This window comes from Micromonospora parva (genome assembly GCF_040649675.1).
Classification (GTDB): Bacteria; Actinomycetota; Actinomycetes; order Mycobacteriales; family Micromonosporaceae; genus Micromonospora; species Micromonospora parva.
In genome coordinates this window covers 12,652-28,547 of the sequence record NZ_JBEZFX010000010.1, presented here as the reverse complement: position 1 = coordinate 28,547, position 15,896 = coordinate 12,652, and the positions used below count along the sequence as shown (strand labels likewise).

10 protein-coding genes are annotated in these 15,896 nt (G+C 72.7%); 4 read left to right on the top strand and 6 right to left on the bottom strand.

The genetic code is table 11. The features are described 5' to 3' along the window. Nucleotides 1–25 precede the first annotated feature (25 nt). Genes AB0C03_RS24235 through AB0C03_RS24215 form a run of 5 tightly spaced genes read right to left on the bottom strand, consistent with a single transcriptional unit; the run spans nucleotide 26 to nucleotide 6,602 of the window. The gene (locus tag AB0C03_RS24235; protein ID WP_030330459.1) at nucleotides 26–406 is read right to left on the bottom strand and encodes a DUF742 domain-containing protein; all 381 of its coding nucleotides are present in this window, start codon (nucleotides 404–406) and stop codon (nucleotides 26–28) included. Beyond that, nucleotides 384–833, bottom strand: coding sequence for a roadblock/LC7 domain-containing protein (locus AB0C03_RS24230; protein ID WP_030330457.1), 450 nt, complete (start codon nucleotides 831–833; stop codon nucleotides 384–386). Before AB0C03_RS24230 ends, AB0C03_RS24235 begins: the two co-directional genes overlap by 23 nt. Beyond that, nucleotides 830–2,776, bottom strand: coding sequence for a sensor histidine kinase (locus AB0C03_RS24225; protein WP_357638958.1), 1,947 nt, complete (start codon nucleotides 2,774–2,776; stop codon nucleotides 830–832). The genes AB0C03_RS24230 and AB0C03_RS24225 overlap by 4 nt, the downstream gene beginning before the upstream one ends. Continuing rightward, complete coding sequence (locus AB0C03_RS24220; RefSeq protein WP_357638956.1) at nucleotides 2,773–5,337, bottom strand: LuxR C-terminal-related transcriptional regulator; 2,565 nt, start codon at nucleotides 5,335–5,337, stop codon at nucleotides 2,773–2,775. The genes AB0C03_RS24225 and AB0C03_RS24220 overlap by 4 nt, the downstream gene beginning before the upstream one ends. Nucleotides 5,338–5,342: 5 nt before the next feature. Continuing rightward, nucleotides 5,343–6,602 (bottom strand): Hsp70 family protein, encoded by a 1,260-nt coding sequence (locus AB0C03_RS24215; protein WP_081883769.1) that lies wholly within the window; start codon nucleotides 6,600–6,602, stop codon nucleotides 5,343–5,345. Nucleotides 6,603–6,904: 302 nt separating this feature from the next. Between AB0C03_RS24215 and AB0C03_RS24210 the strand changes: the two genes are divergently transcribed. From AB0C03_RS24210 to AB0C03_RS24200, 3 genes are all read left to right on the top strand, one after another. Next, the gene (locus tag AB0C03_RS24210; RefSeq protein ID WP_030330448.1) at nucleotides 6,905–7,789 is read left to right on the top strand and encodes an IniB N-terminal domain-containing protein; all 885 of its coding nucleotides are present in this window, start codon (nucleotides 6,905–6,907) and stop codon (nucleotides 7,787–7,789) included. Nucleotides 7,790–7,904: 115 nt separating this feature from the next. Further along, nucleotides 7,905–9,758 (top strand): dynamin family protein, encoded by a 1,854-nt coding sequence (locus tag AB0C03_RS24205; RefSeq protein WP_030330447.1) that lies wholly within the window; start codon nucleotides 7,905–7,907, stop codon nucleotides 9,756–9,758. After that, nucleotides 9,755–11,215, top strand: a complete 1,461-nt coding sequence (locus tag AB0C03_RS24200) for a hypothetical protein (RefSeq protein ID WP_357638953.1) — start codon at nucleotides 9,755–9,757, stop codon at nucleotides 11,213–11,215. The genes AB0C03_RS24205 and AB0C03_RS24200 overlap by 4 nt, the downstream gene beginning before the upstream one ends. 37 nt (nucleotides 11,216–11,252) lie before the next feature. Here the strand turns inward: AB0C03_RS24200 and AB0C03_RS24195 are convergent, their stop codons facing one another. Then, nucleotides 11,253–11,543 carry a DUF1540 domain-containing protein gene (locus AB0C03_RS24195; RefSeq protein ID WP_357638951.1) on the bottom strand — a complete coding sequence of 97 codons (291 nt, stop codon included), beginning with the start codon at nucleotides 11,541–11,543 and terminating at the stop codon, nucleotides 11,253–11,255. A 366-nt stretch (nucleotides 11,544–11,909) separates the two neighbouring features. On the opposite strand from AB0C03_RS24195, the gene AB0C03_RS24190 reads away from it, so the two are divergent. Beyond that, nucleotides 11,910–15,857 carry a ThuA domain-containing protein gene (locus AB0C03_RS24190; protein WP_357638949.1) on the top strand — a complete coding sequence of 1,316 codons (3,948 nt, stop codon included), beginning with the start codon at nucleotides 11,910–11,912 and terminating at the stop codon, nucleotides 15,855–15,857. Nucleotides 15,858–15,896 lie beyond the last annotated feature (39 nt).

Here is a 15,896-nt window from a genome sequence, read left to right as displayed (position 1 = left end):
CCGGTACCGGGCGGCATCCGCCCGGTCACAGCGCGCGAAGCCCGACGAGGATCGCCTCAAGCAGATCCTCGGTCGGCAGTTCCGACAGCATCGGCGGTTCGTGCGTCTCGATCAGCCCGGCCCCGAGCAGGTCACCGAGCAGCACCCGGACGGTCCCCAGCGGAAGGTCCAACTCGGCACCGACCTCGGCCACCGACACTGGATGGTGACACAACTCGACGATCCGCGCCTGTTCGGGGAAGAGCGGGGCGGGGGGTGTGACCCCCGGCCGGGCGACCACCAGCGAGATCAGGTCGAACTGGCCGCGTGCGGGCGCGGTGCGCCCCCCGGTCATCGTGTACGGCCGGGCGACCGGGCCCGCGTCGTCGTCGTACCACGCCTCGTCAGTGCCGCCGCTGGTGTGCACCAGTGTCCCCGATCGTCACCGAGGAGGCCGGCCCCAGAGTGATCGGCAGGTGCCGTTCGGCCTGCCCCACGAAGAGCGCCACCTCGTACGCCATGTCGCCGACCTCGACGTCGTCACCGGCGATCCGCACGGTGAGGATGGTCCCGTTCGGGATGGTGGCGATGAACAGGAACGCCCGCGACATCTGCACCACGACCTGGCGCAGCCGACCCGCGTCGCAGGTGCGGGTGGCGGCCAGCCCCAACGCGATCAGGCCGGCGACCACGCCGGAGATCTGTTCGGCCAGTTTGTCCCCCACCCGCCGCGAGCCGCCGAGCGGCAGCCCGTCCGGCGAGAGCACCACGGCGAACTCCGCGCCGTGCACCCGGTCGACCAGGCTGTTCAGGGCGTCGGTCAGGCCGTCCTCGGTGACCACTGCAGACGTCATTGATGTCTCCTTGCTGTTCTCGCGACTGGCATCTCGACAGTGTCGAGGCTGGTCCTGCCGTGTTCCGGGCCGATCGGCCCGGGTTGGCGGACCCGCGTCGGCAACGCCCCGTCGCCGCTCGGGCCGGGCAGGTCGGTGTCGGTGCGGGCTGGTGGGTACGGGGTGTCAGGTGGTGCGCCGGCCGGTGCGCGGCCGGTGTCGGTGACCGTGACCAGCCGGGCGGGTAGGAGCACGATCGCGGCCGTTCCGCCGCGCCGGCTGGGGCGCAGCGAGACGTGGGCGCCGCAGCGGCCGGCCAGGACGGCGGCGGCGTACCAACCGGTGAGGCCGGCGGGCGGGCCGTCGGGTGGCGGGTTGCCGAACAGGTGGTTCGCCTCGGCCAGCGTGGCGGCGTCCAGGCCAGGCCCGTCGTCGACGACGACGACCGCGCACCCCTGCGGTCGGTGCTCGCCGCTGACCCGGACGGTGGTGTCCGCCCCGGAGAAGACCAACGCGTTCTCGATCAGCTCCGCCAGCAGGTGGATGACGTCCGTGACGGCCGGCCCCGCGAGCGACCACGGCCAGTGCGGCGCGATCAGGACGCGGTGGTAGTCCGGCACCTCGGCGACCGCGCCGCGCGCCACGTCGAGCAGTGGCACCGGGCGTCGCCAGCGGCGGGCGGGTGTCGCGCCGGCCAGCGTGATCAGTTTCTCCACGTTGCGGCGGACCCGGGTGGTGAGGTGGTCGAGTTGGAACAGCTCGCCGGTCTCCTCGGTGGACCGCTCCCGACGTTGCATCAGGTCCAGCAGGCTGAGCTGGTCGCGCAGCAGGACCTGGTTGCGTCGGGTCAGCCCCAGGAACAGCTCCCGCTCGGCGGCACCCCCCGACGGCGCGGCGCCCGGCGGCGCAGGCGGATCCTGGGGGGCCGGGGCGGCGGCCTTCGGCCCGGTCAGCTCCTCAGTCAGGCGCCGGATGGTGCCCGCCCAGCTCAGCAGGAGCACGAGCACGACGATCAGGCCGAGCCCCACCACGGCTCCGGTCCGCGCGATCAGCACCGCGGCACCGGGTGTGGCCCGCTCGACGCTGCTACGGGCGGTGCCCGTCACCAGGGTCTGCAGCGCACCCAGGGTGGTGTCCGCCGCGGCCCGCCAATCCCCGACGGTGACGCCGGCCAGGGCGTTGCCGGTGCCGGACTGGAGCAGCAGCCGGTCCTCCAGGGCGAGCAGAGCGGTGAACGCCGGGCTGGTCGCGAGGCGCTGCTGCTCGGCCCGACCGTCGGACGGCAGACCGGCGGCGGCCTCGGCGTTCGCGTACCGCTGGACGCCGACCAGGGCGGTCAGCCGACGCCGCTCGTCGGCGCCGAGTCGCGCGCCGGTCAGGGCGGCGCTGACCACTGTGTCCTCCCGGGCCAGCAACTCCCGGGCGCGGGCCAGCGCGATCACCGCGCGGGTGTCGGCGGCCAACCCGCTCTCGTACGCGCCCCACTCCGGGCCGTACACCCGGAAGGCGACGTCGACGACCTCGTCGTACCCGTCGATCGCCGCGGCCAGGCCGAGTCGCCCGGTGTCCATCCGGGACCGGGTGGTGCCGAGGCCGTCGAGCCGTCGGACCAGCTCACCGGCCCGGTCGCGGACCGCGCCGGCAGTGAGCAGCCGAAGGTCGCGCCCCTTGGTGAACTCGCGGATCTCGGCGGCGGCCCGGTCGGTGGCGTCGCGGGCCCCGACCAGCTCCGGCGTCGTCCCACCCGCCCCGGCGATCGTCTCGGCGGTGATCCGGCGTTCCGTCTGCAGGCTCAGGATCAGACGGTCGATGGGCTGTCCGAGCGTGTCCGCCAGCGCCCGGACGCGCAGCAGGTCGACGGCGTCCTGGCTGGACACGTAGGCCGCGTACGACCAGAGCGTGATCAGCACGGCGGCCAGCACGGCCAGCCTGGTCCGGATCAGCCGGACATCGCTGTGGGTCATCGGCCCGCCCGCTGCGGCCACGGCTGTCCGGCGGTGTCGCTGGCCCGGTCGGCGACCAGGGTACGCAGCAGGGCCAGCAGTTCGGTGCGGTTGGCGCAGTTCAACCGGTTACGCATCCGCGCCACGTGGTGTTCGACGGTCTTGGCCGAGATGAAGAGCCGGTCACCGATCTCCCGGTAGGTCAACCCGGCCAGCACCAGCTCGGCGACCTCGTACTCGCGGTCGCTGAGCCCGTGCTGGGTGGGCCCGGTGACCCGTGTCGTGCTCGCACCGGCCGGCGGTGGCTGCCCGGCCGGCCCACCGGAGGGCCGCCCCTGCAACGCTCGGGCGCACTCCAGCAGGGTGGTCATCGCCCGCCGGTCGGCGGTACGGATGGCGGCCTGCCCGGCGAGGCGGGCGCCGTCCCAACACAGCCCGGTGTCGTGCAGCCCGCGCGCGGCGGCCTCCACCCGGGTCGGGTCGACGACTCCCCGGAGCACCTCCACCCAGCTCTCCGCGGCGGCGGCGACCACTGCCGCGTACCGGCTGTGGCCGGCGGCGGCGAGCAGCGCCGCGACGTGGTCGTCGGCGACCGTCGGCTCACCGGTCAGGATGGCGGCGTGCAGGCCGCTCCAGTGCAACGGCACACTCCACAGTGGTGGGTCGCCGAGGCCCGCGAGCAGTGAACGCCCCTGCTGCAGGTACGGCTCCAGCCGGGCCAGGTCACCCAGCCGCGCGCCCGCGATGGCCAGCTCACCCAGCGGCAGCAGGGTGAACAGGTCGACGGGGTGGCGCACCACGGCCTCCAGCGCCTGCCCCCAACCCCGTTTGAGCGCCCCGAGGTCACTGTTGCGCCGGCCGATGCCCATCCGGATGGCGGCGGCGAAGAGCTGGTCGCGCGACTCCAGGTGCCGCCCGTCGAGGGTCACCGTGGCGAGGCGCTCGCCGGCCGCGTGGATCTCGCCACGGACCATCAGGATCCAGGCCTGCAACAGCCGGTGCCGGCGGGCCATCAGCGGGCCGCCGACACCAGCGGCCAGGGCGCGGTGCAGCACCCGCTCGGCGATCTCCAGCTCGCCGCAGTGCATCGCGGTCAACGCGGCGAGGGCGGCCGGGCTGTCCGGCAGGAGCACCGCCCGGCCGTCCGGCTCCAGCAGCGCGGCGGCCTGCACGAGCGCGGAGAGCGCGGCGGTCGGTGGGCCGGTCACGCTCTCCCGTACGCCGTCGGCCATCAGTCGGGCGGCGCTGGCGTGCAGAGTGGGTGGTTCGCCAGCCGGGTCACCCGCCGGTGACTCGGTGCCGGCGGCCGGGTCGCCGGTGGCGATCCCGCCGACGATGGCGAACGCCCTCGCCGAGGCGGTGCCCGACCACCGGAACAGTTCGACGCTGCGACCGACGTGCCCACGGTGGGCCAGTGCGGTGGCGGCGACCATGGCCGCCTCGGAGCGGTCCGGGGGAGCGGTCGTGGCCAGCAGCCGGTCCGCCAGCCGAAGCGCGTCGTCGAGGTCACCGGCGAGCGCGGCGGCGAGCGCCTGCTGGGCGTTGGGCGGTCGTCCGGCGGCGGTGGCCGCCGCGTACAGCTCGGCGGCGAACGCCGGTTCGTCGGCCAGCGCCTCGCCGGCGGCGGCGGCCAGCGTCGCGGCCGGGCAGTCGCCGAGCGCGCCGACCGCGAGCAGGGAGCGGACCAGTGGCAGCACGGCGCCGCCCCGGGCGAGCTGCAACTCGGTGAGCCGACGCCAGACGGCGGTGCGCTCGGTGGTGGGGCTGAGCGTGGCGACGGCCCGCCGAACGATCGGCGCGAGCCGGCCGTCCGCGCCGAGCAGCCCGGCCGCCCTGGTGGTGGCGATCAGCTCGTCGACCCCGGCCGGGTCCCGGCCGAGCAGCGCGCCGAGCATGCTGACCGGCAGCGTGCCGCCGGCGGCCACGGCGAGCAGCAGTCGTCGTACCTCGGTGGGCTGGACGTCCAGGTCCGGGGCGAATTCGAGGACGACGGACCGGGGTGGGTCGACCATCGCGCCGGTCCGAATCTCCGCGCCGGCCAGACCTCGGGCCAGCCGCTCGACGTCCCTTGGGACTCCGGCGGTCTGCGTGTGGACGAAGTCGACCAGGTCGGCGGGGCGACCCAGCTCGGGTGTGGCGGCGAGGTGGGCGGCGGTCTGCTCCCGGGTGAACGGCGTGAGCAGAACGGCCTGCCCGTCGCGTCGCAGGGCGTCGACCAGCTCGCTGAACGCCGCCGACCGCGGCCACGGGCGGTGGGCGACCACCAGCCGGTGTCGACGGCCGGCGACCAGACGCAGCAGCGCCCCGATCCGGGCGTCGTCGAGCAGGTGCGCGTCGTCGACCAGCAGCACCGTGTCGGGGTCGACCGGCGCGCCCGGCTCCGGTGCGGCCGTCTGGACGGCGATGCCGGCGCGCCGGTGAACGCGCTCCAGCTCGGCGAGGAGCGCTGTCTTACCGTGGCCCGCCGGGCCGGCGATGCCGACGGCGAGCGGGCCGACCGGATTCTGGGCGACGGTGTCCAACAGGGCCTGCAACCCCTTGTCCACTGTCAGTCCTGGTACGGCGAGGTCATTCATGATCATCGGGGTCATCCTTCGCGCCCCCGGGCGCGGGCCAGCGCCAGGCGGGACGGCTTCGGCAGTTCCAGTGGGAGGAGTCGGACCGGGGGCCGCGGTGGCGGATCGCCCGGAACGGTGTGCTGGGGGCGGCGTTGTGCCGGGATGGTGGCCCGCCCGGCACCGCTGACCGGGGCCGGGACGCGGGCCGGCGCCGGCTGGCGGGGGCGTGGCGACACCACCTGACAGGCGGCCATCGCGGCGCCGGTGGCGGCGGTCAACTGTGCGTCCGGCTCCACCTCGACCGGCACCGGCAGGGCCGCGCCGATCAGCTCGGTCACCAGCGGGACCCGGGTCGAGCCGCCGGCCAGCAGGACGCCGTCGAGCTGCGCCGCAGTCAGGTCGGCGCTGCGCACGGCCCGCAGCAGCAGGTCGACGGTGGCCTGCACCGTCGGGCGGATCATGGCCTCGAACTGCGCCCGGGTCACCGGCACCCGGACCGGGCCGTTGGGCAGGGTCAGCACCACGTCGGCCGTGAGGTCGACGGTCAGCACCCGCTTGACCCGGTCGCACTCCGCGCGCAGCCCGCGCAGCGCGGCCTGGGCCCCGCGACGTCCGGTCGCTGCCAACTCCCGGGCCAGCACGGTACGAGCGTGCTCGGCCAGCGCCTCGTCGAAGTCGGCGCCACCGATCGAGTCGAGACCCTGCGGGGTGCCGAACGTCTCGTACGTGCCGCGCGGGGTGCGGCGCACCAGGGCCGCCTCGAAGCTGTTGCCGCCCAGGGCGTAGACCACAGCCGTGCTGCCCGCGAACCCGCGAGCGGCGTGGCTCTCGGCCACCGTGACGGTGCGGGGCAGCAGTGTCACGTGCCGCAGGCCGAGGTCCGACAACGCCCGGTGCAGCACCTCCCGCCGGTAGGGGCGCCAGCCGGCCGGGTGGCTGAGCACGATCGCCTCGGCCGCCCCGCCCTCCAGGGCGTGCACCCGCTCCACCACCCACGCCGCCAACTCGGCGGTCAGCGTCTGCGGCGCGCACGGCTCGCCGCCGAGCAGCACCGGCACGTCGTCGCCGATCCGGTGGACGAAGTCCCGGGTGGTGCGGCTGCCGTCGTCGGTCGCCGGCTCACCGACCCGCAGCGAACCGTCCTCCGCCAGGCACAGCACCGAGGGCATGAGAGGTGAGCCGGCACTGAGCGGGACTGCCTCGGGGCGGGTCCAGGTCGCGCCGCGTCGTCGTGCGACGGCCGCGGCGGTGTTGCTGCTTCCGATGTCTATCCCCAGGACGTACGGCATCGTCTCTGTCTCTCCCCGTGAGTCGGCCGGTCGGTGGCGATGGCGCCGGCTGCCCGACGACGCACCCCCGGCGAACCCCGCGGGCTCCTACGTTCGTACCAGAGATCAGTCCCTGGTCGGGACCCTAATCTCGTCGGGACGGTTTCCCCCTGTCCCCCTAACGTACGAGGTGGCGGAGCCCCTAGTTCAACCGGCCCGGATGCGGGCTGAGCCCCGATGCCCGGGGGCCACCCCCGGCAATAGCGTCGTCACTGTCGACGTACGACACCCCGCCCAACGCCAGATCCGAGGAGAACCGGCACATGGACTCGCAGCAGACGCTCCACGACTTCGTGCTCGACCTACTGACGAACCCGGACGCGCGGTCGGCCTTCGACCTCGACCCGGAGGGTGCGTTGCGGGGCGCCGGGCTCACCGACATCACCGCTGCTGACGTGCAGGACGTCGTACCGCTGGTCGTCGACTACGCGCCGGGGGCGGGCCTCGCGCCGCTGGCTTCGCCGGTGGGGCAGCTCGGGCTGGACCCGCTGCTCACCGACACCACCGACGTGGTGGGTCAGTTGCAGAGCGTGGCGCAGCAGATCAGCGTCACCAGCTCGCCCAGTGGCGTGGACGTCAAGGCCGGCGTGCTCGGCGCCATCGCTGTCGACCCGTCGACCGCCGCCGCCGGGGTCACCGTGCTGCCCGGCATCGGTCTGGGCGTCGGTCCGTCCGGCCTGGACACCGACCTGGCGGGTGTCTCCGACGTGGCGCACACGCTCGACGCGGACGTGGTGCAGCCGGTGGACGCCATCGCGGACCCGGTGCTCGGGGACGTCACCAGCACCGTCGGTGACCCGACCGGTCTGCTCGACGTCACCGACTCGAACCTGATCGGCGGCGACCTGACCGGTGGTGCCCTCTCCGGCACCCACGGTCAGCTCGGCGGGGTCGTCAGCTCGCTGGGTGTCGACGACACCCTCAACGGGCTGGGCCTCGGGCACGGCGACGGTGTCGTCGGCGGGGTCCCGCCGCTTGACGTGCCGTCGACGGTGGGCGGCGTGACGCACCAGGTGGACAGCCTCCTCCCCGGTGTCACCGACACGGTCGGTGACGTGACCGGTGGGGTCACCGATGGTGTGCTCGGCGGCGACTCGCACGCCTCGTCCGATCACGGGCTGCTGGGTATCACCGGCGGTCTGCTCTGACCCGGATCTCCGGGCGGAGCGAGGGGCCGGATCGTCTCGGGCGATCCGGCCCCTTCCGGTTCCACATCCGGTCCCTCTTGATAATTGAGCCGAAATCCGCACACTTGGTGCGGTGATGGCCGGGATCTGGTTGGACGTGCTGGACGAGATCGCCCGCACGTGCACTGCACACGGTCGCGGTGACCTGCTCCAGACGGTGCGGCAGAAGCGTGCGCAACTGCTGGATCCGACACTGCGTGTCCTGGTCATCGGCGAGCCGAACCAGGGTAAGAGTCAGCTGATCAACGCGATCATCAACGCTCCGGCCTGCCCGGTCGGCGACGGCCGGACCACCGTCCTGCCGACAGTGGTGCGGCACGCCGAGGCCCCCGCCGCGGCGGTGGCCCAGGCGCCGCCACCGACCCCGGGCCAGGCCACCGGCGCCGCCACGGTCACCATCGAGCGGACCCCGGTGGCGCTCAACCAGGTCGCGGCGAGCGTGGCCGGCCTGGTTGGGCGTCGGCCCGGCGGCGGCCCGGCGTACGTCGAGATCGGGCTGCCGCGAGCCCTGCTCGGGGCCGGGGTGGTGCTGGTGGACACTCCCGGCACCGACGAGGTCGCCGGTCTCGGCGCCGCCGCCCCGGTCGCCGCGTTCAACCGCGCGGACACCGTGCTGCTGGTGTCCGACTCGACCCGGGAATTGTCAGTCGCCGAGCTGAACATGCTGCTGCACATCATGCGGTCCCATCCGAACGTGGTGGTGGTGCAGAGCAAGACCGACCTGGTGGCGGACTGGCGTACGGTCGCTGAGCGCAACCGGCAGCACCTGGCCGAGGCGGGGGTGCCGGCAACGCTGATCCCGGTGTCCGCGGCGCTGCGACTGCGCGCCGCCGCGGCCGAGGACCACGCGCTCAACGCCGAGTCCGGTTTCCCGGCGCTGATCGCCCGCCTGCAACGCGACCGGGCCGGCAAGGCCGACCACCTGGCCCGAGCGGCGGTGCAGACGGTGGCCCGCACGGTGGTGGAACAGTTGGCCGCGCCGCTGCGCGCCGAGTTGGCGACCCAGGAGGAAGAGGAGCAGTCCGGGCCGATCGCCCGGCTGCACGCGGCGCAGCGCGAGGTCGACGAACTGCGCCGGTGCTCCACCCGGTGGCAGAACACACTGACCGACGAGATCACCGACCTGCTCGCCGACCTCGAGTACGACCTGCGCGACCGGACCCGTCAGATCCTGCGCGCGGTGGACGAGGCGTTCGACACCGCGGACCCGTTGGTCGCCTGGGACACGTTCCAGGAGTGGCTGGAGCGAAGTCTGGTGGAGGCGGCGGAGACGAACCACGAGTGGCTGATCCAGCGCTGCGACTGGATCGCCCGGCGGGTGGCCGCCAACTTCGACAGGTACGGCTACGACGTGCTGCCGCCCTGGTCGATGACGATGCCGGAGGACATGGGCGAGCGACTGCCCGAGCTGCAACGGCCGATGATCGACCGGTTCACCACCGGCCAGAAGCTGTTCACCGGCATGAAGGGCTCGTACGGCGGCATGCTGATGTTCGGGCTGGCGACCACCCTGGCCGGGATGCCGATGATCAACCCGGTCTCGGTCGGCATCGGGGCGCTCTTCGGTGGCAAGAGCATCCGCGACGAGAGCAAGCAGTTGCTGCGTCGGCGGCAGGCCACCGTCAAGACGGCCATCCAGCGGCATGTCGACGACTTCTTCGTCCGGATCGTCCGGGACTGCCGTGACGCCGCGCGGCAGGTGCAGCGGATGTTGCGGGATCACTTCACGGGGCTGACCGAGGAACTCCAGGAGGCCATCGTGCAGTCGTTCCGCAGCGCGAAGCAGGAGGCCGACACCGATGCCTCAGTGCGCGAGCAGCGGCAACGCGAGATCCGGCTGAAGATGACCCGGTTGGCCGCGCTCTACGAGCAGGCCCAGCAGTTGACCGGCGCCCGCTCGGCCCCGCTGCTGCTGGAGCCGCAGGCATGACGGTGGGGGTGCGCCTGGACGAGGCGGCGTGGGGGTTGCTGCACCAGGCCATCGAGCTGTACCAGGACAATCCCCGGGCCGTGGCGGAGCTTCGGCATCAGGTGGCCCGGTTGGAGCAACCGCTGCGGATCGCCGTCGTCGGCCCGTGGCGATCGGGCAAGTCGACGGTGCTGAACGCGTTGATGGGCGAGGAGGTCGCGCCGGTCGAGCGGGCGGACGGCGCCTTCACCTGGTACGAGGACGGCGAAGCGCCGCGGGCGATCGCGTACCCGGTCGGGCAACCACCGCAGGAGTTGGCGGTGGTGAAGTCGGCGACCGGGCTGCGGGTGGATCTGGGCTGGGGTACGGGCGAGGTCCGGGACATCGTGGTGCGGTGGCCGACGCGGGCGCTGCGACAGATCACGCTGATCGACACCCCGGCGGTCAGCAGCGGCGCCGAGCAGGACCGGTCGCCGGTGTTGGAGCGGGTGCTGCGCGATTCGGACGCGGTGTTGTACCTGACCCGCGACTGTCGCGACAGCGATCTGCGGGTGCTGGAGTCCGCACGCGACAGTGCTGTCGGTCAGTCCGCCCCGGTCAACGTGATCATGGTGTTGTCCCGGGCCGACGAGACCGGCGGGGGCCGCATCGACGGCCTGCTCACGGCCCGGCAGCTGGCCCGGCGGCACCACCGTGACCCGAGGGTCAACGCGCTCAGCGTCAACGTCGTGGCGTGCAGCGCGATGATCGGCCTGGCGGGCCGGATGCTCGGTGAGTCGGACTTCGCCGCGCTCGCGACAGTGGCCCAGGTGCCCCGGGCGGAGTTGGACGTCCACCTCATCTCCGCCGACCGCTTCCTCCACGGCGAGCTGCCGGTACGGCTGGACACCGAGGTGCGCGCCGCGCTGCTGGGCCGGTTCGGGGTCTTCGGGGTCCGGCTGGCGGCCACGTTGGTGCGCAGCGGGTTCGACAGCCGGGTCAAGCTGTCCGCCGAACTGATTCGGCGTAGTGGTCTGACCGAGCTGCGCGAGTCGGTGACCCGGTGTTTCATCGATCGCCGCGACGCGCTGAAGGCCCGGTCCGCGCTGGCCGCGGTGGAGGCGCTGCTGCGGTCCGAGCCCACCCGGGGATCCGCCGAGCTGGTCGGCGCGGTGGAGCAGATCCTCGCCGGTGCGCACGAGTTCCGGGAGCTGCGCCTGCTGGTGGCGTTGCGCAACACCCGGCTGGGGTTCGACGCGGAACTGGCCGCCGAGGCGCAGCGGCTGGTCGGCGGGGACGGGGTGGGCCTCGCGGCCCGGCTCGGTGTCGAGCATGAGGCCGATGTGCGCCGGCTCTGGGAGGCCGCTTCGGAGGCACAGTGGCGGTGGCGGGACCGCGCGGAGGATCCGCTGCTCCCGCTGGCGCAGCGGCGCGGGGCTCAGGTCGTCGTCCGCAGTTGCGAGGGGATGATCGCCGAGCTGGTGGCGGGCGGCCGCTGAGTCTCGCCGGCCGCCCCCGCCCGCGGTGGTGGTCGTCTCAGCGCGGTTGGTACGTCTGACAGTCCGCGATGTCCTGGCCCGGGCCCACCCGGATGGACGGTGCGTGGCACTCCAGCTCGGCGTTGTGCTGGCAGTCGGCCCGCTTGCAGGCGCCGACCTGGGCGATGATGCGGTCCAGCCCGCCCTTGGCCGAGGTGTCGATGAAGGTGGCGCAACTGGCGTTCTGCTGCCCGATGGTGATGGCGAACGCGTGGCAGCCGTCGTGGTTGTAACCGCAGTCGGTGACCGTGCACTCGTGTACCCGCGGCATCTCCAGCATGTCGGTCATGGCGGTGTCCCTTTCGTCGGTGGTCACCCCCATACCCGGCCTCGACGTGACAACTCCCTGTCAGCTGTCCCTTTTCGGGATGTTCTGGATAGGCCAGCCTTGCCTAAACCGCGTGACCACAGCGCTGTTGCGGCCTCCATCGCGACCGTCGCCGACGAGCCGGGGCGCGGTTCGCGGCCGGAAAACCGTTATTCGATCTCACTCCGTACGGTCGCGGCTGACCTGCGGAGATAACGCTCTCACGGATGCTGCTGAAGTGCTTGACGCGCCACTGATCCGAACGCAACGATGCATTCGCATGTCTCGTCCCACCACCGCCAGGCGTGATCGGCGCACGCCGTCCCCGCACCGCGAAAGGACCCCACTGTGCGCAGATCCCTGAGATCGTGGCTCGGCCTCGCGCTGAGCGCGATCCTCGTGGCGGGCGGCATCGTCGCCGCGCCACCCACGGCCAGCGCCGCGCCCTTCACCGTGCTGGTCTTCAGCAAGACCGCCGGCTTCCGGCACGGATCCATCACCCCCGGCATCGCGGCGCTCCAGCAACTCGGCGCCGCCAACGGCTTCACCGTCGAGGCCACCGAGGACGCCGGTCAGTTCACCGACGCCAACCTGGACCGGTTCGCCGCGGTGATCTGGCTCTCCACCACCGGCGACGTGCTCAACGCCGCCCAGCAGGCCGCGTTCGAGCGATACATCACCGGCGGCGGCGGGTACGTGGGCGTGCACTCCGCCGCCGACACCGAGTACGACTGGCAGTGGTACGGGGGGCTGGTCGGGGCGTACTTCGCCTCGCACCCGGCCGAGCAGACCGTCACCGTCAAGGTCGCCGACCAGGTGCACCCGTCGACCGCCACGCTGCCGCAGCGGTGGAGCCGGTTCGACGAGCTGTACAACTACCGCACCAACCCCCGGGGCAACGCGCACGTGCTGGCCACCCTGGACGAGAGCACCTACTCGGGCGGGAGCATGGGCGCCGACCACCCGATCTCCTGGTGCCAGAACTACTCCGGCGGTCGGGCCTGGTACACCGGCCTGGGGCACACCGACGCGTCGTACACCGAGGCGGCCTTCCGTCAGCACCTGCTCGGCGGCATCCGGACCGCCGCCGGCGCTGTCGACGCCGACTGCGGCCCCACCGTCACCAGCAGCTTCCAGCAGGTGGAGCTGGCCAAGGGGGCGGCCGAGACCGGTGAGCCGATGAGTCTCACCGTCCTACCGGACCGGGGCGTGCTGCACACCAGCCGCAACGGCGTGATCCGGCACACCGACGCCGCCGGCAACACCAAGATCGCCGCCACCCTGCCGGTCTACACCGGGGACGAGGAGGGCCTGCAGGGCATCAAGGCCGACCCCAACTTCGCCACCAACCGCTGGGTGTACGCCTACTTCGCGCCACCACTGAGCACCCCCGGCGGCGGCGCGCCCGCCGAGGGCACCCCGGCCCAGTTCGCCGCCTGGGACGGCGTCAACCGGTTGGCCCGGTTCACCGTGAACGCCGACAACACCATCAACCTGGCCAGCGAGACGCTGATCCTCAACGTGCCGACCAGCCGGGGGATGTGCTGCCACGTCGGCGGTGACATGGACTTCGACGCGGCCGGCAACCTCTACCTGTCCACTGGAGACGACACCAACCCGTTCGACTCGGCCGGCTTCACCCCGATCGACGAGCGGGCTGGGCGCAACCCGGCCTTCGACGCGCAGCGCACCTCGGCCAACAGCAACGACCTGCGTGGCAAGGTCCTCCGGATCAAGCCGAGCGCGGCCGGCGGGTACACCATCCCGGCCGGCAACATGTTCGCCCCGGGCACCGCGCGGACCCGCCCGGAGATCTACGCGATGGGCTTCCGCAACCCGTTCCGGATGAGCGTGGACAAGGCCACCGGGATCGTCTACCTCGGTGACTACGGCCCCGACGCGGGCACCGCCGACCCCAACCGGGGACCGGCCGGCAACGTCGAGTTCGCCCGCATCGACCGACCCGGCTTCTACGGCTGGCCGTACTGCACCGCCCGCAACGACGCCTACAACGACTACACCTTCCCGTCCGGGCCGTCCGGGCCGAAGTTCGACTGCGCCGGCGGGCCGGTGAACAACTCACCCAACAACACCGGCATCACCCAGCTGCCGCCGGCCATCCCGGCCTGGCTGCCGTACGGCGGCTCCGGGTCGCCGCCGGAGTTCACCGGCGGTGGCCTGTCGCCGATGGGCGGGCCGGTCTACCGGTACGACCCGAACAACACCTCGCCCGTGGCGTTCCCGCAGTACTACGACGGGACCTACTTCGCCGGTGAGTTCGGCCGGCGCTGGATCAAGAACATCAAGCTCGACGCGTCCGGCCAACCGCTGAAGATCAATCCGTTCCCGTGGACCGGCACGCAGGTCATGGACATGGAGTTCGGCCCGGACGGCGCGCTCTACGTGCTCGACTACGGCACCGGCTGGTTCAACGGCGACGCCAACTCGGCGCTCTACCGCATCGAGTACGCCCGTGAGGGCAGAGCGCCCGTCGCGAAGGTGTCCGCGACCCCGACCAGCGGCACCGCGCCGCTGACGGTGGCGTTCTCCTCGGCCGGCACCCTCGACCCGGACGGCGACCCGTTCACCTACGCCTGGGACTTCGACAACAACGGCACCACCGACTCGACCGCCGCGAACCCGAGCTTCACGTACACCACCAACGGGACCCGCAGCCCGACGCTGACGGTCCGGGACACCACCGGCAAGACGGCCACCGCGAGCGTGGTCGTCACGGTCGGCAACAGCGCCCCGGTGGTCACCGTGAACACCCCGTTGAACGGGCAGACCTTCACCTTCGGCGACGCGGTGCCGTTCTCCGTCACCGTCACCGACGCCCAGGACGGCGCGGTCAACTGCGCCCGGGTGAAGGTGAACTACGTGCTCGGCCACGACTCGCACGGCCACCAACTGGGCAGTGTGCAGGGCTGCACCGGGGTCATCCAGACCTCGGCCGACGGCGAGCACGACACGGCGGCGAACATCTTCGGCATCATCGACGCCGAATACACCGACCTGGGCGGGGGCGGCCAGCCGGCGCTGACCACGCACACCCAGGCGGTGCTGCAACCCCGGGTCCGCCAGGCGGAACACTTCGGTGACTCGTCCGGCGTCCAGATCGTCGCCGGGGCGGCCGGGCACGGCGGGGCGGCGGTCGGCTACGTCGACAACAACGACTGGATCTCGTTCCGCCCGTACAACCTGACCGGCGTCCAGTCGTTCAGCGCCCGGGTCGGCGCACCGGCCGGCGGTGGCGGCACGTTGGAGTTGCGGGTCGACTCGCCCACCGGCCCGCTGGTCGGTTCGGCCACCGTCACACCCACCGGCGGGTACGCCACCTTCGCCACTGTCACCGGTGGGATCACTGCCGTGACCGGCACCCGGACCCTGTTCCTGGTCTTCAAGGGCACCGGCCCGTACTTCGACATCGACGAGTTCACCCTGTCCACCAGCCCCGGCGGTCCCGGGCCGGACCCGGACCCCGACCCGGATCCGGACCCTGAGCCGGGCACCAACCTGGCCCGGGGCAAGCCGGCGCGAGCGTCCAGCTTCGAGGGCGCGTTCGTCGCGGGCAACGCGTTCGACGGCGTGGCCGGCACCCGGTGGGGCAGCGCCTTCGGCGACCCGCAGTGGATCGACGTGGACCTCGGTGCCACGTACGCCATCAACCGGGTCAAGCTGACCTGGGAGGCGGCGTACGGCAGCGGATACCAGATCCAGACCTCGCCGGACGGTGTCACCTTCACCACGATCCGTACGGTGACCGGTGGCGACGGCGGGGTGGACGACCTGACCGGGCTCAGCGGGTCCGGCCGGTACATCCGGCTTCTCGGCACCACGAGAGGCACCGCCTGGGGCTACTCGCTGTTCGAGTTCGAGGTGTACGGCGGCACCGGCAGCCCGACCGGGGGCAACCTGCTGCGCAACAAGCCGACGACGACGTCCAGCAACGAGGGGGCCGACGTCTCCGGCGCCCAGGCCGTCGACGGCAGCCTCAGCACCCGCTGGTCGAGCACGTTCTCCGACCCGCAGTGGATCCGGGTGGACCTCGGCAGCGCCACCGCGATCGGCCGGGTCAAGCTGAGCTGGGAGGCGGCGTACAGCAGCGCGTACCAGATCCAGACCTCGAACGACGGCACCACCTGGACCACTGTGAAGACGGTGACCGGGGCCGACGGCGGGGTGGACGAGCACGCGGGTCTCGGTGCCAACGGCCGCTACCTGCGGATCTACGGCACCGCCCGGGGCACCGGATACGGCCACTCGCTCTGGGAGGTGGAGGCGTACACCAGCTGAACCACCATCGGTGACGTGGCCGGCACGGTGATCCGTGCC

Coding starts and splice junctions, on each gene's coding strand:
- AB0C03_RS24230 (WP_030330457.1), bottom strand. CDS start 833: ATGACGTCTGCAGTGGTCACCGAGGACGGCCTGACCGACGCCCTGAAC.
- AB0C03_RS24225 (WP_357638958.1), bottom strand. CDS start 2,776: ATGACCCACAGCGATGTCCGGCTGATCCGGACCAGGCTGGCCGTGCTG.
- AB0C03_RS24220 (WP_357638956.1), bottom strand. CDS start 5,337: ATGATCATGAATGACCTCGCCGTACCAGGACTGACAGTGGACAAGGGG.
- AB0C03_RS24215 (WP_081883769.1), bottom strand. CDS start 6,602: ATGCCGTACGTCCTGGGGATAGACATCGGAAGCAGCAACACCGCCGCG.
- AB0C03_RS24210 (WP_030330448.1), top strand. CDS start 6,905: ATGGACTCGCAGCAGACGCTCCACGACTTCGTGCTCGACCTACTGACG.
- AB0C03_RS24205 (WP_030330447.1), top strand. CDS start 7,905: ATGGCCGGGATCTGGTTGGACGTGCTGGACGAGATCGCCCGCACGTGC.
- AB0C03_RS24200 (WP_357638953.1), top strand. CDS start 9,755: ATGACGGTGGGGGTGCGCCTGGACGAGGCGGCGTGGGGGTTGCTGCAC.
- AB0C03_RS24195 (WP_357638951.1), bottom strand. CDS start 11,543: ATGACCGACATGCTGGAGATGCCGCGGGTACACGAGTGCACGGTCACC.